This is a genomic window from Clostridium sp. UBA7791 (assembly GCF_002480755.1).
GTDB classification, from domain to species: domain Bacteria; phylum Bacillota; class Clostridia; order Clostridiales; family Clostridiaceae; genus Clostridium_J; species Clostridium_J sulfidigenes.
Genome location: NZ_DLCT01000005.1, coordinates 326,855 through 352,117, shown reverse-complemented (window position 1 = coordinate 352,117; position 25,263 = coordinate 326,855). Strand labels below are relative to the sequence as shown.

Annotated in this window: 29 protein-coding genes and 1 riboswitch; of the genes, 6 read left to right on the top strand and 23 right to left on the bottom strand. The window is 30.2% G+C overall.

The annotated features are described in order from the left end of the window. Positions 1 to 29: 29 nt before the first annotated feature. Positions 30 to 1,103 carry a nicotinate-nucleotide--dimethylbenzimidazole phosphoribosyltransferase gene (cobT, locus tag B3Z56_RS07150; RefSeq protein WP_346847409.1) on the bottom strand — a complete coding sequence of 358 codons (1,074 nt, stop codon included), beginning with the start codon at positions 1,101 to 1,103 and terminating at the stop codon, positions 30 to 32. Positions 1,104 to 1,262: 159 nt separating this feature from the next. Next, positions 1,263 to 1,435: riboswitch (cobalamin riboswitch) on the bottom strand. A 273-nt stretch (positions 1,436 to 1,708) separates the two neighbouring features. On the opposite strand from cobT, the gene B3Z56_RS07145 reads away from it, so the two are divergent. The 4 genes from B3Z56_RS07145 to B3Z56_RS07130 all read left to right on the top strand — a co-directional run bounded on the left by B3Z56_RS07145 (position 1,709) and on the right by B3Z56_RS07130 (position 5,671). Then, positions 1,709 to 2,569 carry a DMT family transporter gene (locus tag B3Z56_RS07145; protein WP_346878521.1) on the top strand — a complete coding sequence of 287 codons (861 nt, stop codon included), beginning with the start codon at positions 1,709 to 1,711 and terminating at the stop codon, positions 2,567 to 2,569. 236 nt (positions 2,570 to 2,805) lie between these two features. Next, positions 2,806 to 3,900, top strand: coding sequence for an MGDG synthase family glycosyltransferase (locus B3Z56_RS07140; protein WP_346847407.1), 1,095 nt, complete (start codon positions 2,806 to 2,808; stop codon positions 3,898 to 3,900). Further along, positions 3,900 to 4,604, top strand: a complete 705-nt coding sequence (locus B3Z56_RS07135; RefSeq protein WP_346847406.1) for a polysaccharide deacetylase family protein — start codon at positions 3,900 to 3,902, stop codon at positions 4,602 to 4,604. The genes B3Z56_RS07140 and B3Z56_RS07135 overlap by 1 nt, the downstream gene beginning before the upstream one ends. A 2-nt stretch (positions 4,605 to 4,606) precedes the next feature. After that, positions 4,607 to 5,671 (top strand): lysylphosphatidylglycerol synthase transmembrane domain-containing protein, encoded by a 1,065-nt coding sequence (locus tag B3Z56_RS07130; RefSeq protein ID WP_346878520.1) that lies wholly within the window; start codon positions 4,607 to 4,609, stop codon positions 5,669 to 5,671. A gap of 129 nt (positions 5,672 to 5,800) precedes the next feature. On the opposite strand, the gene B3Z56_RS07125 is transcribed toward B3Z56_RS07130, so the two are convergent. The 19 genes from B3Z56_RS07125 to B3Z56_RS07035 all read right to left on the bottom strand — a co-directional run bounded on the left by B3Z56_RS07125 (position 5,801) and on the right by B3Z56_RS07035 (position 21,689). Beyond that, positions 5,801 to 6,271: a cupin domain-containing protein gene (locus tag B3Z56_RS07125; RefSeq protein WP_346847434.1), complete on the bottom strand. Its 471-nt coding sequence runs from the start codon at positions 6,269 to 6,271 to the stop codon at positions 5,801 to 5,803. A gap of 2 nt (positions 6,272 to 6,273) precedes the next feature. Further along, positions 6,274 to 7,368 (bottom strand): ethanolamine utilization protein EutH, encoded by a 1,095-nt coding sequence (gene eutH, locus B3Z56_RS07120; protein WP_035130598.1) that lies wholly within the window; start codon positions 7,366 to 7,368, stop codon positions 6,274 to 6,276. Positions 7,369 to 7,449: 81 nt separating this feature from the next. Next, the gene (locus B3Z56_RS07115; protein WP_346847404.1) at positions 7,450 to 7,995 is read right to left on the bottom strand and encodes a BMC domain-containing protein; all 546 of its coding nucleotides are present in this window, start codon (positions 7,993 to 7,995) and stop codon (positions 7,450 to 7,452) included. Beyond that, the gene (locus B3Z56_RS07110) at positions 7,988 to 8,260 is read right to left on the bottom strand and encodes a EutN/CcmL family microcompartment protein (protein ID WP_035130595.1); all 273 of its coding nucleotides are present in this window, start codon (positions 8,258 to 8,260) and stop codon (positions 7,988 to 7,990) included. The genes B3Z56_RS07115 and B3Z56_RS07110 overlap by 8 nt, the downstream gene beginning before the upstream one ends. 11 nt (positions 8,261 to 8,271) lie before the next feature. After that, the gene (locus B3Z56_RS07105; RefSeq protein ID WP_035130591.1) at positions 8,272 to 8,958 is read right to left on the bottom strand and encodes a TIGR02536 family ethanolamine utilization protein; all 687 of its coding nucleotides are present in this window, start codon (positions 8,956 to 8,958) and stop codon (positions 8,272 to 8,274) included. 22 nt (positions 8,959 to 8,980) lie between these two features. Continuing rightward, positions 8,981 to 9,607, bottom strand: coding sequence for an ethanolamine utilization phosphate acetyltransferase EutD (gene eutD, locus B3Z56_RS07100; RefSeq protein WP_150846124.1), 627 nt, complete (start codon positions 9,605 to 9,607; stop codon positions 8,981 to 8,983). 16 nt (positions 9,608 to 9,623) lie between these two features. Continuing rightward, entirely contained in the window at positions 9,624 to 10,403 is a 780-nt protein-coding gene (locus B3Z56_RS07095) for an ethanolamine utilization cobalamin adenosyltransferase (RefSeq protein ID WP_035130586.1), read from the bottom strand. A 72-nt stretch (positions 10,404 to 10,475) separates the two neighbouring features. Continuing rightward, entirely contained in the window at positions 10,476 to 10,766 is a 291-nt protein-coding gene (eutM, locus tag B3Z56_RS07090) for an ethanolamine utilization microcompartment protein EutM (protein ID WP_035130585.1), read from the bottom strand. A 49-nt stretch (positions 10,767 to 10,815) separates the two neighbouring features. Continuing rightward, complete coding sequence (locus B3Z56_RS07085; RefSeq protein WP_346847402.1) at positions 10,816 to 12,294, bottom strand: acetaldehyde dehydrogenase (acetylating); 1,479 nt, start codon at positions 12,292 to 12,294, stop codon at positions 10,816 to 10,818. Then, entirely contained in the window at positions 12,294 to 12,974 is a 681-nt protein-coding gene (locus B3Z56_RS07080) for a BMC domain-containing protein (RefSeq protein ID WP_346878519.1), read from the bottom strand. Before B3Z56_RS07080 ends, B3Z56_RS07085 begins: the two co-directional genes overlap by 1 nt. Before the next feature lie 15 nt (positions 12,975 to 12,989). Then, a complete protein-coding gene (eutL, locus tag B3Z56_RS07075) occupies positions 12,990 to 13,643 on the bottom strand; it encodes an ethanolamine utilization microcompartment protein EutL (protein ID WP_035130583.1) in 654 nt (217 codons plus the stop codon). 17 nt (positions 13,644 to 13,660) lie between these two features. Further along, the gene (eutC, locus tag B3Z56_RS07070; RefSeq protein ID WP_346877288.1) at positions 13,661 to 14,551 is read right to left on the bottom strand and encodes an ethanolamine ammonia-lyase subunit EutC; all 891 of its coding nucleotides are present in this window, start codon (positions 14,549 to 14,551) and stop codon (positions 13,661 to 13,663) included. A gap of 13 nt (positions 14,552 to 14,564) precedes the next feature. Further along, a complete protein-coding gene (locus B3Z56_RS07065; protein ID WP_346847399.1) occupies positions 14,565 to 15,929 on the bottom strand; it encodes an ethanolamine ammonia-lyase subunit EutB in 1,365 nt (454 codons plus the stop codon). 17 nt (positions 15,930 to 15,946) lie between these two features. After that, positions 15,947 to 17,380, bottom strand: coding sequence for an ethanolamine ammonia-lyase reactivating factor EutA (gene eutA / locus B3Z56_RS07060; protein WP_346847398.1), 1,434 nt, complete (start codon positions 17,378 to 17,380; stop codon positions 15,947 to 15,949). 131 nt (positions 17,381 to 17,511) lie between these two features. Then, on the bottom strand, positions 17,512 to 18,936 hold the full coding sequence (locus B3Z56_RS07055; protein WP_346878518.1) for a sensor histidine kinase: 1,425 nt from the start codon (positions 18,934 to 18,936) through the stop codon (positions 17,512 to 17,514). After that, complete coding sequence (locus B3Z56_RS07050; RefSeq protein WP_035130570.1) at positions 18,929 to 19,501, bottom strand: ANTAR domain-containing response regulator; 573 nt, start codon at positions 19,499 to 19,501, stop codon at positions 18,929 to 18,931. Before B3Z56_RS07050 ends, B3Z56_RS07055 begins: the two co-directional genes overlap by 8 nt. A gap of 21 nt (positions 19,502 to 19,522) precedes the next feature. After that, complete coding sequence (locus B3Z56_RS07045) at positions 19,523 to 19,954, bottom strand: EutP/PduV family microcompartment system protein (protein WP_035130567.1); 432 nt, start codon at positions 19,952 to 19,954, stop codon at positions 19,523 to 19,525. 8 nt (positions 19,955 to 19,962) lie between these two features. Further along, complete coding sequence (gene eutS, locus B3Z56_RS07040; protein ID WP_035130564.1) at positions 19,963 to 20,310, bottom strand: ethanolamine utilization microcompartment protein EutS; 348 nt, start codon at positions 20,308 to 20,310, stop codon at positions 19,963 to 19,965. Positions 20,311 to 20,555: 245 nt separating this feature from the next. Next, on the bottom strand, positions 20,556 to 21,689 hold the full coding sequence (locus B3Z56_RS07035; protein ID WP_346847397.1) for a 1-propanol dehydrogenase PduQ: 1,134 nt from the start codon (positions 21,687 to 21,689) through the stop codon (positions 20,556 to 20,558). A gap of 491 nt (positions 21,690 to 22,180) precedes the next feature. On the opposite strand from B3Z56_RS07035, the gene B3Z56_RS07030 reads away from it, so the two are divergent. Continuing rightward, positions 22,181 to 23,299 (top strand): hypothetical protein, encoded by a 1,119-nt coding sequence (locus B3Z56_RS07030; protein ID WP_346878517.1) that lies wholly within the window; start codon positions 22,181 to 22,183, stop codon positions 23,297 to 23,299. A gap of 58 nt (positions 23,300 to 23,357) precedes the next feature. On the opposite strand, the gene B3Z56_RS07025 is transcribed toward B3Z56_RS07030, so the two are convergent. The 3 genes from B3Z56_RS07025 to B3Z56_RS07015 are packed head-to-tail and all read right to left on the bottom strand — an operon-like array spanning position 23,358 to position 24,426. Next, positions 23,358 to 23,627, bottom strand: a complete 270-nt coding sequence (locus tag B3Z56_RS07025; protein ID WP_346847395.1) for a hypothetical protein — start codon at positions 23,625 to 23,627, stop codon at positions 23,358 to 23,360. A gap of 27 nt (positions 23,628 to 23,654) precedes the next feature. Beyond that, a complete protein-coding gene (locus B3Z56_RS07020; RefSeq protein WP_035130552.1) occupies positions 23,655 to 24,047 on the bottom strand; it encodes an SHOCT-like domain-containing protein in 393 nt (130 codons plus the stop codon). Positions 24,048 to 24,063: 16 nt separating this feature from the next. Next, the gene (locus tag B3Z56_RS07015; protein ID WP_035130549.1) at positions 24,064 to 24,426 is read right to left on the bottom strand and encodes a DUF2089 domain-containing protein; all 363 of its coding nucleotides are present in this window, start codon (positions 24,424 to 24,426) and stop codon (positions 24,064 to 24,066) included. Between the two features lie 423 nt (positions 24,427 to 24,849). Here B3Z56_RS07015 and B3Z56_RS07010 point away from each other — a divergent pair, with 423 nt between their 5' ends. Further along, positions 24,850 to 25,221 carry a hypothetical protein gene (locus B3Z56_RS07010; RefSeq protein WP_035130245.1) on the top strand — a complete coding sequence of 124 codons (372 nt, stop codon included), beginning with the start codon at positions 24,850 to 24,852 and terminating at the stop codon, positions 25,219 to 25,221. Positions 25,222 to 25,263 lie beyond the last annotated feature (42 nt).

Sequence of the window (25,263 nt, the reverse complement as noted above, 5' to 3'; positions counted from 1 at the left end):
TCAATAACCTATCTGCACCGGTTCATATTCTATTGTTTTCTTATATCTATATAATCCTTTTTATCTATGCCAGCTTCATTAAAGGAATCCATATTATTCATAGTAAAAACAGCACTCTCTATTATTCCAAAGGCTATTGGACATCCACTACCTTCACCTAATCTCATTCCTAAACTAAACATAGGTTCAAGTCCTAAAGTTTTCATTGCATATTGTGATCCTGGTTCTGCTGATAGGTGAGATGCAAACATATACCCTGAAGTCTTTGAACTTAATTCCTTTGCACAAATAGCTGCAGCTGATGATATAAGCCCATCAATTACCACTGGCACTTTATATATAGCACCTCCTAAAAATACTCCACAAAGGCCAGCTATATCAAATCCACCTACCTTACTAAGCACATCTATTGCATCATTTTTGTTAGGCTTATTTATTTCAATAGATTTTTTTACCATAGCCTTTTTATGGGACAATCCATCATCTGTTAGACCTGAGCCTTTACCAACTATTAAATCACTATCAATTCCAGAGAATACACTTATTATAGCTGCAGAAGTAGCTGTATTACCTACTCCCATCTCACCAGTTCCTATTAAATCATATCCTTGATTTTTTAACTCCTTAACAATATCAATTCCTATCTTTATAGCTTTGATAGCTTCTTCCCTAGTCATTGCAGGACCTTTAGTCATATTACTTGTACCATATCTAATCTTTCTGTTAATTATTCTAGGATCAGTAAATTCCTTATCCACTCCTATATCAACCACAGTAGTATCATTATTGTAGTATCTACTTAATATACACACTCCAGTAGTACCCTTTACAAAATTTTCTGTAACTGTAGCTGTTACCTCTCTTGGGCATGAAGAAACCCCTGATTCTTGAATTCCATTATCAGCACACATTATAACTATATTTTTCTTTTTTATTTCTTTTATATGCTCACCCTTAATACCACTAAGTTTTACAACAATCTCTTCTAATACTCCTAAACTTCCTATAGGCTTGCTTAAATGATCTATGTAATTCTTAGAATTATTCATTACTTCTCTATTTACTTCTTCAATGCCACTTAATAACTTTTTTAATTCATCCACTCTTATCACTCCATCTAAATTTATTCTGTAAAATTTATTCTTTAAATAGTTTTATTATAACTAAAAACACCCTTATCCTCTAAGATAAGGGTGTTAATACACATAACTAAATTTATTAAACTAAAAAATAGTTTGATATACTCTTCCCTCCGAAGGTCTCAACTAACAAAGTTTTAGGCAGGTCTCCTGGCTCACGGCTTATCCTCATCATTTCCTTCCCAGTAAATTACCAGTGGTATCATGACTTGTATCCGTACACAGTAGCGGGGGCTGCAGTGGCTTTTAACCACTTTCCCTATTAAACTTAATGTACCTTAAACTATTATTCATTTAACTTAAATTATATACTACTAGCATAACTTATTCAACAATCTTTATGGACTCCATATTAAATAATACATATAACTTTAGGTTATTAACTATAAATATAAATTAAATTTACATAACATTCGTAAATATCCCTATTCCCTTGAAAAATTTATGAAATAGTGGATAATTATAATTGATAAGTAATATCATTTGAATTGCATTTATAACTTTACTATGATACATAAACTGTATTTTAAAATAGTTTATAAAAATTAACTTAAGATTGGAGACGTACTATGAGTAATAGAATTAAAGGAATAATATTAATTATTTTATCTGCCTTTGGCTTTGCAATGATGTCTGCCTTTGTAAAGCTATCTGGAGATTTACCCTCTATGCAAAAGGCTTTTTTTAGAAACATAGTTTCTTTTGTCATAGCCCTTGGTATGATTATATATCACAAAGAAAGTTTCTTTGGCAAAAAAGAAAACCAAAAGCTTCTTATTATGAGATCCACTTTAGGCACATTAGGAGTAATATTAAACTTTTATGCTATAGACCATCTTATTCTTTCAGATGCTAATATGCTTAATAAGCTAAGTCCTTTCTTTGTAATACTTTTCTCTGCTATCTTTTTAAAAGAAAGATTACAGATAAGGCATATTACTATCATTGCTATTGGTTTCCTTGGATCACTACTTATTATAAAGCCTGCTTTTAGTGTAGACATAATTCCTTACCTCATAGGGCTTTCATCTGCCATATTTGCTGGCTCTGCCTATACCTGCGTTCGAGCCATTGGAAACCGTGAAAAGCATTATACTGTGGTGTTTTATTTTTCTTGCTTTTCTGTAATAACAATTTTCCCATTTATGATATTTTCTTATACACCTATGACTTTGATTCAATTTACCTACTTAATATTAGCCGGTATCTTTGCAACTATAGGACAATTTGGAATTACTCTAGCCTATAAGTATGCACCTGCAAAAGAAATATCAATTTTTGATTACTCTAATATAATTTTTTCAGCTATTATAAGCATGGTAATATTTAACCAATCCCCTGATATCATAAGTATTTTAGGATACATAGTTATATTTTCTGCTTCACTTTACATGTTTATGTACAATAAAAAACTAGATAACCTTAAATAATATTTTTAAAAGTGTTGTCTCAAAGTTAATTCTTTTGAGACAATCCTTTTTATTATATATCTAAGGTCTTTATTTCTCTATTTAATATAGTAATTTATTATTAATTTATGTTTAGCTTAATAATTTCCTCCAAATCTTTAATAAATCTTAAGATTTATTAAAGGTATTTCTTAAGATTTACCATGTAAAATAAAACCATAGTAAAAATTATGTAGAATTAATGGGGGGTTTAAAATATGAAAATATTAATTCTTACAGGAAAATTTGGTATGGGCCATTATTCAGTATCTAAATCTTTATGTGAACAAATTCAGTCTAATCATCCTAATGCATCAGTAGTTATAAAGGATGTTTTTGAATATTCGTTACCAAATTATTCCAATGCACTTTATAAGGCTTTTAATGTTATGGTGAACAAAGGTAGTGTGTTTTATAATCAAGTTTATAAAATTACGGAAAATAGAAAATATAATATGAATCCTATGTTTTTAAAATACTTTCTTCCTAAGCTTGATAACCTAATTAAAGATGTAGAACCTAATATTATTATTTCTACTCTACCCTTTTGCTCTCAACTAATATCAAGATATAAGATGAAATATAATCCATCTCTTCCGCTTATAACTTGCATAACGGATATTAGTAGTCATTCAGAGTGGCTTAATGATAATACTAATTGTTATTTAGTTGGAAGTAACTCTTTAAAAAAGGATTTAATTTTAAAAGGTGTTCCTGAAAACAAAATATTTATTAATGGAATACCAGTAAAAGAGGAATTTAAAAAATCTATAACTAATAGTTCTTCTAATGAAAAACAGCTCCTTATTATGGGCGGTGGATTAGGGCTATTACCCAAGTCTATGGAATTTTATAACCAGCTTAATTCTTTAGAAAATGTAAAGACTACAGTTATTACAGGAAAAAATACTGAAATCTATAATATGCTTTATGGAAAATATGAAAATATTAATGTACTTGGATATACTGATGAGGTTTATAAATATATGCAAAAAGCAGATTTAATACTTTCTAAACCTGGTGGAATAACTTTATTTGAAAGTATTTTCTCAGAAACACCTTTAATTGCCTTTAAGCCTTTTCTTCAACAAGAAATTAATAATACTAACTTTATATTAAATAATGGTATTGGAAAGGTTCTTGAGACAAGTCCTGATAAATGTTTTGATAAAATAAAAAAAATTATTTTTGATGATGCAATACTAGATAATCTTTCTAATAATATAAAAATTTTAAAAAAACAATTTGATTGTACATCAATTGAAAAAGTATTACTTACTTTAGAAGCTAATATGGATGGAGCGTGTGCTTAATGTACTTTACTACTTTAACAGCTATTATTATAATTATTTTTCTAATTCATTCAATTATACCAACTTTATACAACAAATATATAAATTCAAATATTATTAAACTCACTAATAAAGATAATGAAATAATGCTAACTTTTGATGATGGCCCTGATGAAAGATATACTAATAATCTTTTAGATGTGCTTAAAGAAAATAAAATTAAAGCTACTTTCTTTGTTGTTGCAGAGAATGCTAAGAATAATCCTGAAATAATCTATCGTATGCATAAAGAAGGGCACACTATAGCACTACATTCTTTAGCCCATAAAAATGCTCTCTTTTATAGCTATAAATATACGAAAAAAGATTTTAAAAATAGTATAGAAATCATGAAAAACTTCAATTATCAAATCAACTATTATAGACCTCCTTGGGGACATAGTAATATCTTTACAAACTTTTTTGTTAAACAGTATAATTTAAAAATGATTTTATGGGATGTTATGGCAGAAGATTGGAGTAAATATGCTACAGTAGATTCTATATCTTCAAAGTTAATACTACGCACTGATAGAAATTCTATTATATGTCTACATGATGCAGGAGAGAATTCAGGGGGTGCCTCCAATGCTCCTCTTAAAACCATTGAAGCATTATCTACAGTTTTACCTAAGTTAAAATTAGTAGGTTATAAATTTATAACACCAGAAAGGTTAGGACATTAATTGTGCAAAAATCTATAAAAAAAGACAAGTTTAAAAACTACTATGGAAGTTTAATTTTTATGTTCTTACTCATTGCTATTACTTTTTACTTACTTTTTAAAGATACTTCGATAACTTCACTAATCCCTGTAATAAACACAATTAATCCTATTTACTTATTCATAGCATTTTCTATGATGTGTCTATTTATAATTTTTGAAGCTTATGTTATTTATATTATACTTAAAAATTTAAATATAAAAGTACCTTTTAAAAAATGTATTGGTTATTCCTTTATTGGATTTTACTTTAGTGCTATTACTCCTTCATCATCTGGTGGTCAGCCAGCACAAGTATACTATATGAAAAAGGATAATATAAATATATCCTATTCTTCTTTAACTTTGTTAATAGTTGCCATAGTCTATCAATCAGTAATGCTTTTATATGGACTACTTATGTATCTTTTTAAATATACTTTTATAATAAATAATATACATGGCATTAAATGGTTGTTAATTTACGGAGTTATGATAAATGTATTTATAATAGGTTTTATATTTGCAGCTATATTTTCTAAAAATTTAGTTGGTAAATTTATTAAATTTATTGTTGAACTCTTATCAAAATTTAAAGTTATAAAAAATACAGAGTATACTCTATCTAAAATTGATGTTCACCTTGATGAATATACTCATGGTGCTAATTATATCAAAAATAATCCTTTACTAATTGTTAAGGTTTTAATAGTTACAGTTTTACAAATCACAGCCATGTATTTAGTTCCATATTTCATATATAAATCTTTTGGATTAAGTACTTATGGCATTATAGATGTACTTTCTATACAAGCCTTATTAACTATAGCAGTCTCTTCTTTGCCTTTGCCTGGTGCAGTAGGTGCCAGTGAAAGTAGCTTTATGATATTATTTAAAATATTCTTTTCAAAAGAATTATTGCTCTCTGCAATGCTATTAAGCCGTGTAATTAGTTTTTATGCCTTTCTATTATTAAGTAGCATAATAACAATAATTATTCATATTAAAGTTAATGGTAGACATAAAATTCAACATAGTCATCTATATTAATAATAAGCTCAGATAGAAATTACAGTAATAGAATATTTAATATTCTATTAGTTTATATTTAAACTAAAAATACAGACTATATCTAAATAAAATTTGGATATAGTCTGTATTGGTATGTTAATTAATTTATTAGTTTTGAGTTGCCCAATCTGCTGGATATGTTACATATATGAATCTAGCATAGTTTGGAACTGAGAATTTAATTGTGCTTCCTTTTGGTATTAAAATTAATTCTCCAGCATCTGCAGATACAAGTCTTCCATCTATTACTATGTCTAGATGTCCTTCTATAACATAATCTATTTCATCATAGTTTAAAGTCCAATCGAAGGTTGTTTCTTTCATCTCCATTATTCCACAACCTAATCTTTTACTTTCCTCAAGAGTGAATAAATCTTTTGTATATACTATATCACTGCTATTTCCAGTATCAAGTCTATTTGACTCATCTACTCTAACTGTTGGTAGTTTAACAGAGATAATTCCACTTACATCTTTATTTCTTACAAAATCTACAGAATCATTAGAAGCTCCTGTAAGTTTTTCTTCTATTATTTGTCTAACTAATTTTTCTAATAAGCTTTTATCGATATTTTCCATCATTATTTAGCCTCCTCCTTTTTAGCTGCATTGTTTGCAATAAATATAGCTACAAATACTGCTGTAATTCCTGCAACTAATTTACCAACTATCATTGGTAATATCATTTCTGAATTAAATCCTGCTGTAAATCCTAAGTGATCTCCAAATACAAAGGCTGCAGATACTGCAAAAGCAACGTTAATTATTTTACCTCTGTTATCCATATCCTTCATCATTCCGAACATTGGAATACTATTAGCAAGCGTTGCAACCATACCAGCAGCTGCTATATCATTCATTTTTAAAACTTTACCTAATCCCATTAATGGTTTTTGGAATACTTTCGTAATTACATATACTAGTGGGAATGCTCCAGCAAGAACTATTGCTATTGCTCCAACAGTTTCAATACCATCAGAAATTGGTGCCATTCCTGGAATTACAACAATTCCTGTTAATGCTTCAATTACAGCCGCTGCTAATCCTAAAGTTATAACTATTACTACAAACTTCCCGAAAACTGTAAATCCTTTAATTATTGCATTTTCAAATTTCCAAAGTCCTAAAGCTATAAGTGCTGCAATTATTACTATTGGAATTAAGTTTTTTAGTACCATAATTATTGGGAATCCAGCTACAAGACCACCAACAAAAGCTCCTAATGGAATTGTAATAACCCCTGCTAATACTCCCATAGCTAAGAATTTATGATCTTCTTTTTCTATTATTCCAAGGGCAACTGGAATTGTAAATACTATAGTAACACCCATCATTGAACCAACTATTAATCCGCCAAACATTCCTGCTTGAGAATCTACTGCAAGAGCTTTAGAAAGCGAAGCTCCTCCCATATCGTTTGCAAGTAATGTACCTCCAAACATACCGGGGTCTGCTCCTAAGAAATTAAATACTGGTACTATTACTGGTTCTAATATATTTGCAAGTACTGGTGCAAGACAGATAACTCCTATCATTGCAATTGCAAGAGAACCCATAGCCATGAAACCTTCTTCGAACTTTTCTCCCAGTCCAAACTTATTTCCTAAACACTTATCTATGGCTCCAAGGGCCATAAATACAACCATGATATATACGATTATCTCGTTAATTCCCATTGTTTCATCTCCTTAATAAGTTAATTCTTTATTTATTCAATTTATTTATACTGTTAACTGTGTAAACTAAAGTTTAAGCTTTTATGTTAAATACTTAATGATAAGTTCATCTGGCGAAGGTATTACTGATGCATGAACAATTCGTTTTTCTTCTATAGCTTCTTTAGCTATATTTATTCCATGCTCTACATCACTAAGCCCACCAGAAATAATATAAACAAGTTTACCACTTATTCCAGATGCTACTTGTAGTTTTACTAAATTTAAATTGGCTCCCTTAAGAGCAATATCTAACGCTTTAAGACCACTACTTACGCTATTGGTCTCCATTACTCCTATGGCCCCATTAGCCTTAGTTACAAACCTACTTTTCAAAGCTTGTATAATATTATTATGGACACTATTTATAATACAACTATCTATTATATGCCCCTGACCAGAGAAAATCCCGTGGTCAAGGGTTGTTCTTATAGCACCTTCATCTCCTGTTAATATCACTAAAAACCTTCCAGGACATATAGTTTTAATATATAGTACATCAACATCAGCTTTTTTCACCATTTCATCTGCAACTTCAATGCCTTTAGCTATACTTTTAAAATCAATTGCTCCAATACTTTTACTCATTTTCCACCTCTATTGAATCAATTATTCCTATTATAGTTGCATCCACAGGTACATCTCTTTCTCCTAGTGATACTCTAGCTGCACCACCTCTAGTTATAAGTACATTGTCTCCAGTACCTGCACCTACACTATCCGCTGCTACAAAAAAGCCTGTTTCTTCTACATCTATATCTTTAAGTAGCCTCACTATTAAAAACTTTTGACCATTTAGCTTTTCATCTTTTCTAGTTGCCCATAATCTACCAACAACTCTACCTATAACCATATTATCCTCCGCTAAACTCTTTTAACTTTCAGATTATGAATTCTTATAAAGTCGTTAGCCAATGGAGTGATTATGCTTTTTTTATCTATTACCACAGATTTCATTCCATTCATAAATGGCTTCCTAAGATCCATCTCACTAATAAGTTTCTTATTTCTAATTTCGAAGCTCATCTCTTCTGATATAAAATTTGAAGTTTCTAATATACTAATATCTTCAACTTTTTTATACTCTTCTTTTCTTGTGGTTTTATCTTCAACTTTTTCAATAAACTCAACTATATCAATTCCATAAACTTTAAGCTCTCTTTCAAAGCTTAAATACTTATTATATAGTGCTCTTGGAGCAGTATTTTTATACTTTCTATACTCTAGACCATTTTCAAGGACATATACCTTCTTACCTGCTAATAGCATATTAATGATAAAGTTTTCTTCTTCATTAATACCAGTTAGTGTAGCTATATTTGCCATGGACTTTATAGATAGTGTAGAAACTATGGCTATGTCAGCTTCTATTTGTTCTTCATTATATGAAGTCACAGTATATTCTTCATCTAAATTAGATTTAGTAATAGGATCCAACTCTACATCTCCAATTATTACAGCTATCTTATGTTTTACAATATTTTTATTTGTTTCTTCTAACTTTTTATAAACTTCTTTTACTATTAAGTCCACAAGTTTATCATAGTTCATTTATATACCTCCTTTTTGAGGCCTACTTAACTATTCTACAAAGAGTTCCCTTCGTAAATCCACAAGCATTAGCCTCATCATAGTCTATATGCATATATGTTCTAAAGTCTGGGCTTACTCTTATGACAACATCATCAAATATTAGGGGTCTATTACCATAAACCTTTGCTTGAATGATTTCTTTATCTTTCACACCAAACTTCTCTGCATCTTCTGGAGTTATGTGTATGTGCCTTTTAGCAACAATTACTCCTTTATCTATTGTAAGAGTAGCTCGTTCTGTAGAAATTGTAATTCCAGGAGTACCTTCTATTTTACCACTCTCTTTAACAGGAGCCTTAATTCCAAGAACTGTTGCATCAGTTAATGAAATTTCTACTTGTGTAGATTTCCTTGCAGGTCCAAGAACAACAACATTCTTTAGTGAACCCTTAGGTCCTGTTATAGTAACTCTTTCTTTACATGCATATTGACCTGGTTGTGATAAGTCTTTAACCTTATTTAACTGATAATCACGTCCAAATAATATGTTTATATGTTCTTCACATAGGTGAACGTGTTTTCCTGAGGCTTCAACTTCTATAAAAGCTTCTTTTTTTACTCTCTTTATTACTTCATCTATGATATCTTCTACTAAAAGATTATTCATATTTCATCCTCCTGCTTTAACTGTATTCTCCAGTTCTATATTTAAATATCATTATCCAAAACAAGGATGATAATCTATTTAATGCCTTTATTATATCCGGCCTTTGAACATCACCATACTCCCCTTTAAATGCGGTATAAGCTAAAAGTTCAGTTTCTCTTATAGTTGTTCTACAAGAATTTAATGCCACAACAGCCTCACCCATAGAAAACGCTACTGGCTCATGACCAATCCCATAATATTTCTTTGGATAATGAGATTTTTCTCTCAATTCTTCTGGAGTCATACCAAGAAGTTTAAATTCTCCTACTGGTTCATTAACTACTTCACATCTAAGGAGACCTCTTACAAACTTTAATATCTCTTCAAGGTCTTCTGTTAGCTTTGAAGCTCCTAATTTATGAGTAATAACTTGAGTTTCCAATATCTTAGACTCAAGAGAATCTAACTTTCCTCTCAGCGCTATTATCTTATGATCTTTAAACACTAATAAGTTTCCATTTAAATGTGTCATATGCTCAGGTTTTTCCATTAATTCAGCACCAAATACAGTTATATATTTACTTTTTTCTTCTCTCGTTTGTAACTTTACAGGTACTTCTTCTTTTACCTTTTTTACTTCATGCACTACTTCCTCTAAAGAATCTACATACTTCAATTTAATATTATTTTCTGACAAAAATGATTTTGCAGATGGGGTTACTATTTGCCCTTTTAGAACTCTAAATTCGGTATATTCCTTAAAGTCTGTTCCCTTTAACTGTCTTCTAACTTCACTTTCAGTTAATACTGACATATCTTCACATCCCTCATTAGATGTAAGAGACGTATTGCTTATTTTAGCAATACATCTCTACACAAACCTAAATTAAACTGTTTCCTGTGTTTTTGGTAAAACAGCATCTACTTCAAAGTGTGGTCTTGGGATTACGTGAACTGATATTAATTCTCCAACTCTTTCAGCAGCAGCTGCTCCAGCATCTGTAGCAGCTTTAACAGCTCCAACATCTCCTCTTACAAGTACAGTTACAAGACCGCCACCAACTTGTTCTTTTCCTACTAGTTGTACGTTAGCAGCTTTAACCATTGCGTCTGCAGCTTCTATTGCTGCTACTAATCCTTTAGTTTCAATCATTCCTAATGCATTTGCGTTTGCCATTATAAATTCCTCCTTAAATTTAACCAATATACTTTGAAATTTTATTTTATTATCTTAATTCACTTATTATTTTCTTAACAAGTAAATTAACAAGCTCTTCTGTGTCTGCAGATGAAAGTGAACTATTATTTCCATTAACTGAATTGCTACTTCCACCTCTAAAATGTTCAATTTCTCTAACTCCATAAGCTACTTTTTTGATATTTACAAGGTGAAGTGGTCCTACATTATCAGATGTTGCACTTCCACCAATAGCTCCACAACCTAAAGTTAAAGCAGGTACTATATTTAGAGAAGCACCTATTCCTCCTAAAGTACTTGGAGTGTTTACTGGTATTCTTGATACCGGCATACTAAGAGCAAATCTTTTTACTAGTTCCTTGTCTTCACAGTGCATTGAGAATGTGTGACCAGCGCCTTCATTAATAAGTATTTCTCTACACTTAGCTTCTATATCATCTACACTCTTTTCAACATAGAATCCTAGAATTGGAGCTAGTTTTTCTCTTGAATATGGAACATTGTGTCCTACTTCTGTTTCTTCAGCAATAAGTACTCTTGCTGAAGAAGGTACGTTAGTTAAATTAGCAAGTTTTGCAATAGTTTCTACACTCTTACCAACTATTTGTGGATTCATACTTCCATTAGCTCTCATTATAAATTTACCAAGTTGTTTTGCTTCTTCTGGGCTTAAGAAATATGCTCCTTGATTTTTGAATTCAGTCACCACTCTATCTTTAATAGCTTCTTCTATAATCACTGATTGCTCAGAAGCACAGATTGTTCCATTATCAAAAGTTTTAGAATCCATTATTCTCTTAACTGCAACTTTAATATCAGCACTCTTATCAATAAATGCTGGACCATTTCCTGGACCAACTCCAAGGGCCGGTGTACCTGAAGAGTACGCTGCTCTAACCATTGCTGAACCACCAGTTGCAAGTATCATAGCTGTATCTTTATTTTTCATTAATTCATCTGTAGCTTGAAGGGTTGGAATTGTAATGCATCCAATAACTCCTTCTGGGCATCCAGCCTTTACAGCTGCTTCATTAATAATTCTAACTGTTTCTAATATACTTTTTTTAGCATTTGGATGTGGTGAAAATACTATTGCGTTTCCACATTTTAATGATATAAGAGCTTTATACATAGTTGTTGATGTTGGATTAGTTGAAGGAATTAATCCTGCAATTACTCCCATAGGTACTGCAACATCCATAACTTTTTTCTCTTCATCTTCTGCAACTATACCAATAGTTTTTAGATCCTTGATATAATCATAGATATATGTAGACCCAAAAATATTTTTAATTACTTTGTCCTGCCATATTCCAAATCCAGTTTCTTCAACTGCCATTTTAGCTAGCTTCTCTGCATTTGCTGCAGCAGCCTCAGCCATAGCCTTAACTATTCTATCAATCTCATCCTGAGATTTTTTAGCCAATTTTGCTTGAGCAGCTTTAGCTGTTTTAATTAGATTTCTAACCTCTTGTATAGACGCTAAATCTTTATCTGTAAGTTCCATTATTTTTCACCTGCTTTGTTATATTCTAGTATAGTTTTAATAAGTACATCCTTTTTGGCAAATTTAATTTGTTTATTTGTCATATTCGGAATTTTTAAAGTTCTAACTAATCTTCTTAACTCTTCTACTTTCATAGAGTTATAATCTATATGATCTTTGAAATCATTTTTTATAATTTCTTCTATTTTGTTTATTTGAGGCTCTATTTCCTTACTTTTTTCTTTGGTTTCTTTTTTAGCTTCTAATTTTTCTTCTGTAACTTTTTCTACAATTTCCACTTCAGAAGTTTCCACTTTTTCCTTGACTAAAGCCTCTTCTTTTTTATTAACTGGAGTTTCTGTTTTTTCCTTATCTTTTGTATCACTTTTTTCACTGGATGATTCTATAGGTACCTCTTGTGGTTTTTTATGTCCTTCAAAGAATAAACCTTCAACTTGTGAATCTACTCTTGGTATCACATGAGCAGTTCTAAAAGTACCTAAACTTTCTACAGAAGCCTTGGCTGCATCAACTGCAGCCTTTACCGCTCCTACATCTCCAATAATTTTAATAGTAGTTATTCCACCTTTTATTTTCTCTAGTCCAATCAAAGTAACATTTGCAGCCTTTAGAGCAGAATCTGCAGCTTCTACTGCTGCAACGTATCCTCTTACTTCTACTAGACCTAATGCTTTACTCACTTACTAAACCTTCGCCTAAAAGTTTACTGGTTGTTGAGCAACTGATTTGACAGCTTCTGCAAAAGCGTCACATGCTGCCTTACATGCTGATTGACTACCTGTAAGTAATCCACCACCATAGTTTGTTTCAGTTGGAGGTCCAAAGAATTCTTTCATTTCAACATCTGCTGCCTTAAGAGCTGCATCTAATCCATAGATAGCTTCAAGTGGTGGAGCTACTAGATAAGCTATTGCTTCTCCTTCTTTAACTCCTGCTACTTTTGAAAGATAAGTTCCAGTTCTTGAAACACAGTGTGCATAGTAAGCTATAGAGTTATCATCATTAGCACTTACAAAGTGTGATCCATTTTCCATGAAGTCTATAGTAGCATTTAAACCACTTCTTACTTCTGCTGGACTTGGTCCAGCTATTATTCCAATAACTTCACCAGCAAGTTTTGTAGATGCATTAGCAGCACCTGCATACATTGATCTTGCATATACTACATCAACTTCAGCAGCTTTTGTAGCTTCATCAAGGGCAGTGTAAGTTACGTCATCACTATCAGCAGTAATGATACCTAAACTTTTATGATGAGGTTGTAATTCTAATTTTTTAACTAGTTCTGGGCTTACATTTGAAATTATTTTAACGCTTAATACGGTTGGACGTAATGCTTCATTAATCACAATAAATTCCCCCTAAATTATATTTTTAAATTTATTCCTGATGCTTTTTTATCAAGCATTGTCTTTATAAGTTCAGCTATATGTGCTCCAGCTTCAACTGCTGTAGTACCACCTTTATGGATGTTTGATATAACTGTTCTGTTAGCCTCTGGCATATTAGCTGTTGGTCTATAAGCTATATAAGCACTCATTGATTCAGCAGTAACAAGACCTGGTCTTTCACCTACTAGCATACAAACAACCTCTGCTCCTGTTGCATCACCAATGGCATCCATAGCTCCAACTCTACAATGTTTAATGAATAATATATCTCCAATTTCAATTCCATACATTTTTAAACCTTGCTTAATTGAAGGAACTGAATCTTTTAGGTTAGCTTCAATAGCTGCAGAAGAAAGTCCATCTCCAACTACTACTAACACTTTTTGACCTGAGAACTTATCTTTTATAAACTTAGTAGTTTCTTCGTCAAATCTTCTTCCTAGGTCAGGACGAGTTATATATTGATCTTTATCAACACACATTGTATTTACTGGTATTAAATTATTCTCTTTTATAAAGTCTTCAGATACATAAGAGAATACAGAGTCTTGTGCAGCAGCATGGTCAGCTCTAACTCTTAATTGAGTTATAGTTTTGTATCTTGGACCTGATCTTCCAATACCTATTCTTGCTGGAGTTCTTTCCTTCATTTTTAGGTATCCTTCTCTATCATGAGGGTTTTCAACTAAAAGTTGTTTTTTAAGGTCAATTTCTGTGATATCTGGAATACATCCATTTTCATCTACTGAACCTATTACAGCACTCATTTTATTTGCTACTTGATTTACTATGTCAGTACTACCTGATTTTTCTACCATTTCTCCTAATAACTTTTCAACCATTAATTTTAATTCTTGTTCGTTCATCAGTAGTCCCCCCTTATCCTAAAAATATTGAAGCGTCGCCAGCTCTTCTGGTTAACTTGCCATTTTCTATAATTCCCATTTTTTCCATCCACTCTTCAAAAGGTTTAATAGGTTTTACTCCTAATAACTCTCTTAATGTAGCTGTCTCTTGATATCCAGTTGTTTGATAGTTAAGCATTACGTCATCACCATGAGGAATTCCCATGAAGTATGTACATCCTGCTGTAGCAAGTAATACCGCTAAGTTTTCTATATCATTTTGATCAGCTTTCATATGGTTTGTGTAACAAGCGTCACATCCCATTGGGAGTCCTGAAAGTTTACCCATAAAGTGGTCTTCAAGACCAGCTCTTATAACTTGTTTTGCATCATATAGGTACTCAGGTCCTATGAATCCAACAACTGTATTTACTAAGAATGGTTGGAATCTCTTAGCAAATCCATAGCATCTAGCTTCCATTGTTACTTGGTCAGCACCATGGTGTGCATCTGAAGAAAGTTCTGAACCTTGACCAGTTTCAAAATACATTACGTTTGGACCTGTAGCAGTTCCTTCTTTAAGTGCAAGTTGTCTTGCTTCTTCTATTGTTGCAGCAGTAAATCCAAATGCTTCATTTCCTTTTTCAGAACCAGCAATTGATTGGAATATAAGATCCGCTGGCGCACCTTTTCTAATTGCTTCCATTTGTGTAGTTACGTGCGCAAGTACACAAGTTTGAGTTGGTATTTGCCATTTTTCTTTAAATTCATTAAATCTCTTTAAGACTTTTGTTACGCTCTCTACAGAGTCATCAACTGGGTTTAATCCAAGCACTGCGTCTCCAATACCATAGCTTAATCCTTCCATTAAAGATGCAAGTATTCCATCTGGATCATCTGTTGGATGATTTGGTTGTAATCTAACAGATAATGTACCGGGTTCTCCTATAGTTGTATTACAATGTGCTGTAACTTTTATTTTCTTAGCTGCGTATACTAAATCCATATTAGACATTATTTTTGCAACAGCAGCCACTATTTCTGATGTTATTCCTCTTGAAACTCTTCTTATATCTGCTCCTGTAGTATTATCATCTAGTAGCCACTCTCTAAATTCTGCTACAGTCCAATTTTTAACTTCTGCATATATTTTTTCATTTACGTCATCTTGTATTATTCTAGTAACCTCATCTAATTCATAAGGTACTGCAGGATTATTTCTTAAATCAGACAATGTAAGGTTAGAAAGTACAACTTTTGCTGCAACCCTTTCCTCTGCTGACTGTGCAGCTATTCCTGCTAAGTTATCTCCTGATTTTTCTTCGTTTGCTTTTGCCATAACTTCCATTACTGAATTAAACTGGTATACTTTTCCGAATAATTTAGTTTTTAAAATCATGATAATCCTCCTCTCGGTTAATTAAATACTAATGTTTTTATAACTACAGGTAATACTTTACCTTCCGCTACGGGTTTTCCTATATCTATATAATCTCCATTTTCCACCTTGATACCATCTATACAAACTATGTCCTTATCAAGATGTAAAAGGGAGTAAATAGCCTGACCTAATACCTTTGCCATATCATTTTCAACAATTATAATAAGTGGAAGCTTTCTATCAATCAGTTCTTTCATCCCACCTACTAGTCCCTTTGCCATATCTTGTATTTCTGCAAAAGAAGGATTCTTCTTTCCATGTAGGGCTATGGCAATACTCTGAAGTTCATTTTCATATTTAAACCAGTTAATTTTTTCTGATATAGCTTTTTCTAAAACTTCAGAACCTCTATTCTCATCTTCTAAACTGAGCTTTAAAATTGGTAAATTTTTTATAGGGAAGTTGTCATGGGTATATGTAATTGTACTTCCACTAATATCCATAGTGTGAGAGCCAGCTCCCACTACTGTTGCTCTTATAGTTTCTATTGCTCTCGCCAATTTTAATTTTTTACATAAGTCTGAGTTTTTAATAGCTTCTCCAAGAAGTATTCCTATATCTCCATACTTAAAATAATCTTCTATAGGAGATTCATTATATACATAGTCAGCTACTCCGCCTGAAAAAGATATACACTTAATCTCCTCATTTAAGGCAATAGACTTATTAGTAACTATCATTTCAAAGATAGATGTTTGAGTCCTAATTCCTACGCTTTCCTCTAAAAGCTTTACCATTTCATCAATAACTGGAATCAACATTTCTTTAGTTGCTTTATAGCCAACTTTTATATCAAAATTATTTTGATTTATAATATTTTGTATTTTAGGTGCTATATATACTATATTATTTGTGTCTTTATCAAGTTTTATAAGTCTTCCACCTATATCTAGACATCCAGTTTCCTTCAAATCTCCTCTAGTAAACACAGCTAAATTTGTAGTTCCTCCACCAATATCTAGATTAACTACACTTGTAGAATGTTCACTGGAGTAAATGTGAGCTCCTGCACCTTTAGCTGCTATAATACTTTCAAGATCTGGACCTGCTGTAGCAACTACAAAGTCTCCTGCAAATCCACTTAAAGTATGCAGTACTTCGTTGGCATTTTCTTTTCTAGCAGTTTCACCTGTTATAATTACAGCTCCTGTTTGTATTTCATCCTTATTGATACCAGATTTTTTATATTCTAAAGATACTATATCCTTAACTTTCTCGGCATCAATTTCTGTCATAGATTTAAGTGGCGTAAAATAAACATCACTTCTATAAACTACTTCTTTATCAACTATTGATATTCTAGGTACTGAAAAACTTGAAGCAGTGTTTTCTATGATTAGTTTCGAAAATACAAGTTGAGTTGTACTAGTTCCAATATCAATTCCAACACTTAAAAGTTCTTCTCTCATTAAATCACCTCCAAATACAAATATAAAAAGGCTTAAAGCTATCAAATTAATCTTTCAAATAACTATGAAAATTAATTTTTTTAACTTTAAGCCTCTTTGCTTAAATCAAACTACTTCAATGTAGTTCTATTTTATTCAAGTTTTATAGGAAATCTAAATTTAATTCTAGTTCCCTCATCATTAGAAAATATATCTATATCACCTTTTAATTTATCAGATACGTAGTTTTTTACTATAGACATTCCTAAGCTAGAAGATTTATTTATGGAAGTATCAAAACCAACTCCATCGTCAGCTACTGATATTTCTCTAAACTCTTCCTGCTCAGTAACAATAATTTTTATAGTGCCACATTCCCTATGATTAAAAGCATGATCATAACAATTTTGTATTAATTCATTAATTATAAGAGATATTGCAGTAATTCTATCTGTATCAATATAAAAATCATCACCTGATACTTCTATGTTAATTTCCTTTTGAATGTTTAAAAAACATCTTTTAGCATTATCTACTATAGCATTTATAACCTTCATAATCTTTACCTCATCACTTATATCCTTAGATAGAAGTTCATGAGTTGCTGCAATAGCTAGAATCCTATTCACACTTTCTTGAAGACTTACCTTTGCTTCCTCACTATCACATCTTCTCCCTTGAATACGTAAAAGTGAAGCTACAGTTTGTAAGTTATTCTTTACTCTATGATGAATTTCTCTTATAGCAACAGATTTAGAGATTATTTCAGCTTCCTTATTCTTTATATCTGTTATATCTTGAACTATTTCAATAACTCTCAAGTCTTCTTCCTTAATCAGTATTCTTTTTATTCCATAATAAAAATTACCAACTTTTATTTCCTTTGTTATTACTTTATTATCTTCTGTAATCTCTAAGATTTTATTAATATTAGTAAATAGGGTATTATCTAAGGACAAGTCATCATAATGCATTCCTTCAAGCTCATTATATCCCCTACCTATGTAAATCATATCAGCTTTTCTATTTTTAATTCTTAATATTCCATTTTCATCATAAACTAAAATGGCAGATTCTAAGTTATCATTTATCAATCTATTGGAATTTATCAAGTTCATAAGCTGATGTGTCTTTTGTCTTTTGCTTTTGGAGCCATCATTAGGAATAGTAAAATCTTCTTTTATTTCATTACTTATATCATCCTCAACAATAATTACTCCTATTATTTTTTCCTTATTATAAATCGGGTATACCTTTTGCCTTACAAATCTATTTTCTTGTGTTAAAGCTCTTACTCCTTTAAAAACCTCACCGGTTTTTAGAGTTCTTATTACACCAGGCTCATTAATTCTTAAAGCTTTTTTCCCTACTACAGAATTAGTATAAATAGATTCTTTTTTTCTTCCTTCTGAAACCACTATAGCTTCTTCTGGATTTTTTGATGGCACATCTATAAAAGCATCACATTCCTCTAAATTAGCTATTAACTCAATAGAGCTAGAAACCTCTATGATTTTATTAACATCTTCATCAGTAAGATTAGTATAAATATTACATAATTCTTTTATCTTATTCATAAGCCACTATTAAAGTTTTTGCAATATCTATCATAGAGCATCTTCTATCCATACTTAATTTTCTAATGTATCTGTAAGCTTCTTCTTCATCGGAATTTAATTCTTTCATAAGTATACCTTTTGCTTTTTCTATTAATTTTCTTTCGTTTAACTTTGATGTAACTTTCTCCAGGTTATTTTCTAACTCTTCAAACTCTTCTACTTTAGCTAAGCACATTTCCACTGTTGGAATAAATGATTTTTCATCTAAAGGTTTCACCAGATATCCATATGCTCCTACACTTTTAGCCTTTTCTATAAATTCAGTATCATTAAAGGCTGTCAATAAAAGTATTCCACCTGCAAGATGCTCAAGTCTAATTCTTTTACTGGCTCCTATGCCATCAAGTATAGGCATCTGTATATCCATAATTACTAAATCAGGTTTATGCTCTTTACAAAGTTCTACAGCACTAAACCCATCTGAAGCCTCTGCTACTACATTGTAACCCTCCGCTTCTAAGATATCTCTGATATCCATTCTAATAATAGGCTCATCGTCGACTATTATGATTTTTTTACTCATATTTAATTATTCTCCTCTATATTATGAACTTAAATATTTAATTAATTCCTCTATGCCAGTTCCATCTAAAGTATTTACTTCAAATATTCTAGATACTCCAGCCTCATTTAAGATTTCCTTAGCATATTTTATTCTATCTTTGTTTTGAGCAATGTCTATCTTTGTCACTATCCCAATACATTCTTTAGCAAACATACTACAAAAACCTGGTGCTATGTACGATTCTTCTGAAGTACAATCATATACTAGTGCAATTACATCTGCATCTGCTGATGTTACTATCAAAGCTTTGTAGTAAGATCTATTTTCTAGATATTCTCCTGGAGTATCTATAGACTCATCATAAATTTCTACCGATTGAGTCTTCTTATATTCTAAATCTAAATCGTGAATCTTTTGACACAAAGTAGTCTTTCCACTTCCAGTCTTTCCTATAAATATTACTTTTTTCATGTTACCTCCTAGGTTCTAGTAATTTTTGTAGAGGTAAATTGTAATAATCCTTCAAGTACAGAAGTAACTTCCTTTAATGCTGATTCTACAGAACTAATATCTCCTGTTATAACAAGTGAACCACTAAATCTGTCTACAAATCCAAGATTAACTCCAGCAGCTTTTGTAGCTACATCAGCAGCAATTATAGAACCTTCACTTGGAGTTATAGTTAAAATTCCAATAGCATCTCTAGTGCTTGCTACAAGACCTAGCTTTTTATAAAGCTCTTCTGTAGGATTTGCTATTATATGTGCAAGGGTTACTTGTTTTCCTGGAACAAACTCCTGTATGATCCTTTGCTTATCGTCACTCATATACTCACCTTACCTTTGCATTTAGAGACAACACTAAAATAATATTTTCATATAAATTATTAGTCTTAGTATTACCTGTGTTTTAACAACTATTCTTAAATAAATCTATAATTTTATAAAAATAATAAAGGCTCCTCGAAAACATAATATTTTCAAGAAGCCCCTTTGCTTAAAACCATTACACTACTTTGTGTATATTTCGATTATATATTCAAAATTTTATACTGTCAACCCATTTTTTGATGTTATTCTTTAATTTTTCCGATAATTTCAATAACATTAAGAGGAGTAGGTATTTTAGGGTTAGTTGCAGTACATGCATCTAATAATGCACTGTTTGCAATTTCTTCTTTAAGCTTTTCTAATTCTTCCATAGATACACCACAAGCTTTTAAAGTGGTAGGCATATTCATTTCCTTTTGTAATTTTTTAATTTCATTTACAATACTTCTAACTCCTGCTCTAGCATTACTACAAGGTAATCCTAATAATTTTGCTATGTTAGCATATTTAATAGCAGCTCTAGAAAACTCATTATTCTCATATCCTACTATGTCAGCATTAAAATCAACTATATAAGGTAATAATAAAGCATTAGTTCTTCCATGAGGTACATGGAATTTGCCGCCTAGGACATGGGCTATCCCATGATTTAATCCAAGAGAAGCTGAATTAAATGCAATTCCAGCAAGACATGATGCATTATGCATTTTTTCTCTAGCTTCTATATCTTCACCATTACTATATGCTCTTAAAAGATATTTAAATGATAGTATAAGTGCTTTTTCAGCTAAAGCATCTGAAAAATCAGAAGCATTTGTAGATACATAAGCTTCAAGAGCATGGGTTATTACATCCATACCTGTATCTGCAGTAATTGATCCAGGTACACTTTTCACTAGTTCTGGATCTAATATAGCCACATCTGGTAATAGATCATCTGAAACTAATGGATACTTTGTTCCCTTAGTTTTATCTGTTATTACTGAGAAAGATGTAACCTCTGAACCTGTACCGCTTGTAGTTGGGATAGCTATAAATTCCATATCTGTGACAGATGTAATTTTCTTCGCAAAATCCATTATTGCTTTAGCTGCATCTATTGAAGAACCTCCTCCTAGAGCAATCAACACTTCTGGCTTAACTTTCTGAAGCTCTTCTATACCTTGAACTATAAGCTCTATAGGTGGATCTGGAACTATATCACTAAATATAGTTATGTTAGCACTTTTTAATTTTTCTGTTATGTTATTAATCATTCCTGATTTCACCATGAAAGGATCTGTAACTACAAAAACTTTTTTATTTCCTACTTCCTCTAACCGTTCTAAAGCTCCTTGACCAAAATAAATCTGAGTTTTAATTTTAAAATTGTTCATCTTAAACTCCTTTCAAGACTATCTTATTTACAATATAGTCTTTAAAATTAATTAACTATTTATGCAGTAAGTTTATTAAAAGAAAATTCATTATTAAATTTACCCTAAAAACAACCACAAAAAGCTCCATAGGAATAATCCTATGGAGCTTCACTGCTCTTTAAGTACTTCATTGTACATATTTTCAATATACTATTTTAAAAAATAAAAGTCAATAAATATTCAATTAATTAAAATGTAAACTTATTAATTAATTGAATATTATATTTATACTATAATATTTATCTCTTAAACTACTATTTTCTACAGTATTTTTATTTATATTAATAAATATTAAAAAATTTTTCTGTTTTAAATATTTTTTATGATAAAATCCTCTAAATTTGCCGTTAAATATTACATTTTCTCGAGTCTATTATACGTTTACATATGACTATTTTTAAAATATAATATTTGTATAACATTATAACCCTTAATACTAGGAGGACGGAATGAAAAACTTTTTTTATAAAACTAATGTAAAAAATAATATTATTACTTTATATCCTAAAGAATCTAAATGTAATGTTTGGTATATTATTTCTATAAGTTTTCTCATTGTTTTTATGATATTTAATATATTCTTTTCAAATCTATTAGTCCTAGATGGTAAATTTCCTTTGCCATGGATTGTATTATTATGTATAACTGTAATTATAACCATCACTAATTTTAATGAATTTCACTCTTCTAATTTTATTATTATCAGTTATATTATAACCATTCCAATGATTTTAAATTATTTATTGTTTAAATTATACATATACATACCTAGTCATATAATTCTTATATTATCTTTAGGTATATCTATAATCTACAAAGTTACAAAAGAATTCCATAGTAAAAAATATCTAAAAATTATTATGGTGATTTTATCTATATGTACTTTCTTTTCAATTAATTATTACATATATTCTAAGAGAATTATAAAAGATTCTAACCTTAATACTACTGTAAAAAAAGCCATAGGTATGAATTCATATTCTTTAAATTCTTTGAATAAAACTGAACTTTCAAATGTAAATATACTTAAAATAAAAAATGTATCTAATCTAAAAGGCTTAGAATACATTGAAAATTTAAACACCTTGGATATTAATGATGATGGATTAATTTTAGATTATTTACCTATTACTAAGTTGTATAATTTAAAGACTTTAAGTATACACAGATGCAACTTAAATGTCTTAAGTGAAGTAGCCTTATTTGATAAAATAGATACTTTTAAACTTATATATCCTAAAACTGATTCTATAAATAGTCTGCCATTATTCCCAAAGGTAAAAAACTTAACCATTAGCTTTAGCAGTGATTTTCAGCTTTCAACTTTGAAAAACTTTCCTAATGTAGAGGAATTCTCTCTATGTTTAGAAGGTCCTTTAATTGTAGATGGAATAGAAGTTATAAATAATCTAAAAACCTTGAATCTATCCTACGCTTACATATCAGATTATTCTAAACTTTTTGATATACCTACACTGAAAACTATTAGTTTAAAAAATTGTTATATTGTAAATTTAGAGGATTTCATAAAACAGGCTGAATCTAAAGGTATTAAAGTCATTATGTAGTTTTACATAATGACTTTAATCAAACTGATCATCTCTTTAAAATACATACATATATTATCTATATAACTATTTTTACACTTTCTCCTTCATTGGTTTTTATATCTACAAGAACTAAGCCTTTATATTTTTTATTAAGATACTTAATTGCTTTTTTTAAGTTCTTCATTTCTTTATTGTTAATTGCTACCTTGGTTTTACTATTATTTTTTTTCCTATACATAGATTTTAATGCTAAAGGTAGTACAAATATTCCTAGCGAAATACAAACCCTTGGTATACATATATTTTTACTCTTATTTTCCCCTGGTTCTTTTATATTGATAATCATTTACTCAAATCCCCTTAATATATTATTTTAAGCTATTTCTATCAATATTTTATCTCCCTCATCTGTATCTACTTGTACAATTGGTCCTACAACACCTTTATCAATAGCTTCTAATATCATATCAATTTTGATATCATATTTGTCCATACTTTCAATTACATTACTACCAGCAGAAGCCATTATTTTTATAACCTCTAGTGGTATTGTAACTTTAACATTTTCTCCATCGTGAGATTTAATCCTTATATAAAGCATTCTAGTCCCGTTAGTTGATTTTGGTATTTTAAAGAATTCATCATCATCTTCGCCTTTTACTTTATCTCCATCGTTCTTTTCTAAGGTTTCTAGAAGTTTACTTGCTTGCTCCCCTGTAAGCTTTCCTTCCTCTACCATTTTTAAAATTCTTAACTTATCTTCCATGATTACTCCCCCTAATTTATATTTTATTTAAAAGTTCGATAGCTTCATCTGAAGTTATCTCACCATTTTCTAACTTTGTAATTACATGTTTTCTATCAATTTCATGCTGTTTTTTACTAGATAGCCCTAATACTTCATTTATTTCATCTAACTTACCCCTTACTGTTGGATAAGAAATTCCTAATGCCTTCTCTACATCTTTTATATTTCCTCTATATTGTAAAAAGGTTTCTACAAACCTTAATTGATCATGATTTAACTTCTCAAACTTTGAAAAAGTAAAATTATTTTCAATTACAGTATTACATTCATCACACTGTAGCCTTTTTATATTCAATTTTCCTGAACAAACAGGACATCTTGTTAATGCCTTATACATTCTTGCCACCTCCTAAATAAAATTATACGGCATATTCTTTTAATTGTAAATATATACATTGAAAATAATTAATATTATTATTCAAAAAATTAATTTTGAATAAGTATTATATTAATATAATTAATTTTAATATTAATATAATTAATTTTACTCGTTTATTGATAATATATAAAAATCTTATTATAAAATATTCATTACAAACCTTAGAATAAATATACAAAGATCTAATAACATAAATCTTTTTAAATTGGTAATCATAATTATTGATAAATTTAATATATTTATTAATGTATAATCAATAAATATTGTATACAAACTATAAATAATTTAAATATTCAGTAAATTGATTGAATAATCTTCAAAATAATGGTACAATAATAATTAAAATATATGAGAGTTAAAATTGAGAGGGAGTGAATTTTTATGATGGTAAAACTTACTGTAAGAAGCATTATGAATTTAGGACTATGGGGTAGACTTTGTGAATATAAAGGGTGGGATAAACTTATAGTTAGAGAAGGTTTAATCTCTCTTGATAGTGAAGTTGAATTTGATGATGAATTTTTAAAGAAAGATGTTGTACCAATAGAGAAATTAAATGTATTCTTATTTAATGTGGATACTGAAGATGCTAGATACTGTGGAACATTATTAGCAAGAGACTTAGAAGATGCAAAAATTAGAGTTGGTATGATCCACAATGTAACTAAGATTACAACTATTCAAGAAATCACTAAGGAACAGTTATATAATATGAAAAATAAACATATGGTTCTTGCAAGAATACCACTTTAGTCTATAAATGATACTAAAATAAGAAAAATCCCCAGTTAAATT

Excerpts from the sequence above, each read along its gene's own strand:
- B3Z56_RS07055 (WP_346878518.1), bottom strand. The coding sequence starts at position 18,936 with ATGAATAAGATAAAAGAATTATGTAATATTTATACTAATCTTACTGAT.
- B3Z56_RS07025 (WP_346847395.1), bottom strand. The coding sequence starts at position 23,627 with ATGATTATCAATATAAAAGAACCAGGGGAAAATAAGAGTAAAAATATA.
- eutA (WP_346847398.1), bottom strand. The coding sequence starts at position 17,380 with ATGAGAGAAGAACTTTTAAGTGTTGGAATTGATATTGGAACTAGTACA.
- eutD (WP_150846124.1), bottom strand. The coding sequence starts at position 9,607 with ATGAATAATCTTTTAGTAGAAGATATCATAGATGAAGTAATAAAGAGA.
- eutC (WP_346877288.1), bottom strand. The coding sequence starts at position 14,551 with ATGAACGAACAAGAATTAAAATTAATGGTTGAAAAGTTATTAGGAGAA.
- B3Z56_RS07125 (WP_346847434.1), bottom strand. The coding sequence starts at position 6,271 with ATGGAAAATATCGATAAAAGCTTATTAGAAAAATTAGTTAGACAAATA.
- B3Z56_RS07085 (WP_346847402.1), bottom strand. The coding sequence starts at position 12,294 with ATGGAACTTACAGATAAAGATTTAGCGTCTATACAAGAGGTTAGAAAT.
- B3Z56_RS07030 (WP_346878517.1), top strand. The coding sequence starts at position 22,181 with ATGAAAAACTTTTTTTATAAAACTAATGTAAAAAATAATATTATTACT.
- B3Z56_RS07140 (WP_346847407.1), top strand. The coding sequence starts at position 2,806 with ATGAAAATATTAATTCTTACAGGAAAATTTGGTATGGGCCATTATTCA.
- B3Z56_RS07050 (WP_035130570.1), bottom strand. The coding sequence starts at position 19,501 with ATGAGTAAAAAAATCATAATAGTCGACGATGAGCCTATTATTAGAATG.
- B3Z56_RS07135 (WP_346847406.1), top strand. The coding sequence starts at position 3,900 with ATGTACTTTACTACTTTAACAGCTATTATTATAATTATTTTTCTAATT.
- B3Z56_RS07045 (WP_035130567.1), bottom strand. The coding sequence starts at position 19,954 with ATGAAAAAAGTAATATTTATAGGAAAGACTGGAAGTGGAAAGACTACT.
- B3Z56_RS07035 (WP_346847397.1), bottom strand. The coding sequence starts at position 21,689 with ATGAACAATTTTAAAATTAAAACTCAGATTTATTTTGGTCAAGGAGCT.
- B3Z56_RS07015 (WP_035130549.1), bottom strand. The coding sequence starts at position 24,426 with ATGTATAAGGCATTAACAAGATGTCCTGTTTGTTCAGGAAAATTGAAT.
- B3Z56_RS07010 (WP_035130245.1), top strand. The coding sequence starts at position 24,850 with ATGATGGTAAAACTTACTGTAAGAAGCATTATGAATTTAGGACTATGG.
- B3Z56_RS07115 (WP_346847404.1), bottom strand. The coding sequence starts at position 7,995 with ATGAGTAAAAGTATTGGAGCAATTGATTTTAAAAGTATAGCTAAAGGC.
- B3Z56_RS07110 (WP_035130595.1), bottom strand. The coding sequence starts at position 8,260 with ATGGTTATAGGTAGAGTTGTTGGTAGATTATGGGCAACTAGAAAAGAT.
- B3Z56_RS07145 (WP_346878521.1), top strand. The coding sequence starts at position 1,709 with ATGAGTAATAGAATTAAAGGAATAATATTAATTATTTTATCTGCCTTT.
- B3Z56_RS07095 (WP_035130586.1), bottom strand. The coding sequence starts at position 10,403 with ATGTCAGTATTAACTGAAAGTGAAGTTAGAAGACAGTTAAAGGGAACA.
- B3Z56_RS07065 (WP_346847399.1), bottom strand. The coding sequence starts at position 15,929 with ATGATTTTAAAAACTAAATTATTCGGAAAAGTATACCAGTTTAATTCA.
- B3Z56_RS07105 (WP_035130591.1), bottom strand. The coding sequence starts at position 8,958 with ATGAACTATGATAAACTTGTGGACTTAATAGTAAAAGAAGTTTATAAA.
- B3Z56_RS07020 (WP_035130552.1), bottom strand. The coding sequence starts at position 24,047 with ATGGAAGATAAGTTAAGAATTTTAAAAATGGTAGAGGAAGGAAAGCTT.
- eutM (WP_035130585.1), bottom strand. The coding sequence starts at position 10,766 with ATGGCAAACGCAAATGCATTAGGAATGATTGAAACTAAAGGATTAGTA.
- eutS (WP_035130564.1), bottom strand. The coding sequence starts at position 20,310 with ATGAGTGACGATAAGCAAAGGATCATACAGGAGTTTGTTCCAGGAAAA.
- eutH (WP_035130598.1), bottom strand. The coding sequence starts at position 7,368 with ATGGGAATTAACGAGATAATCGTATATATCATGGTTGTATTTATGGCC.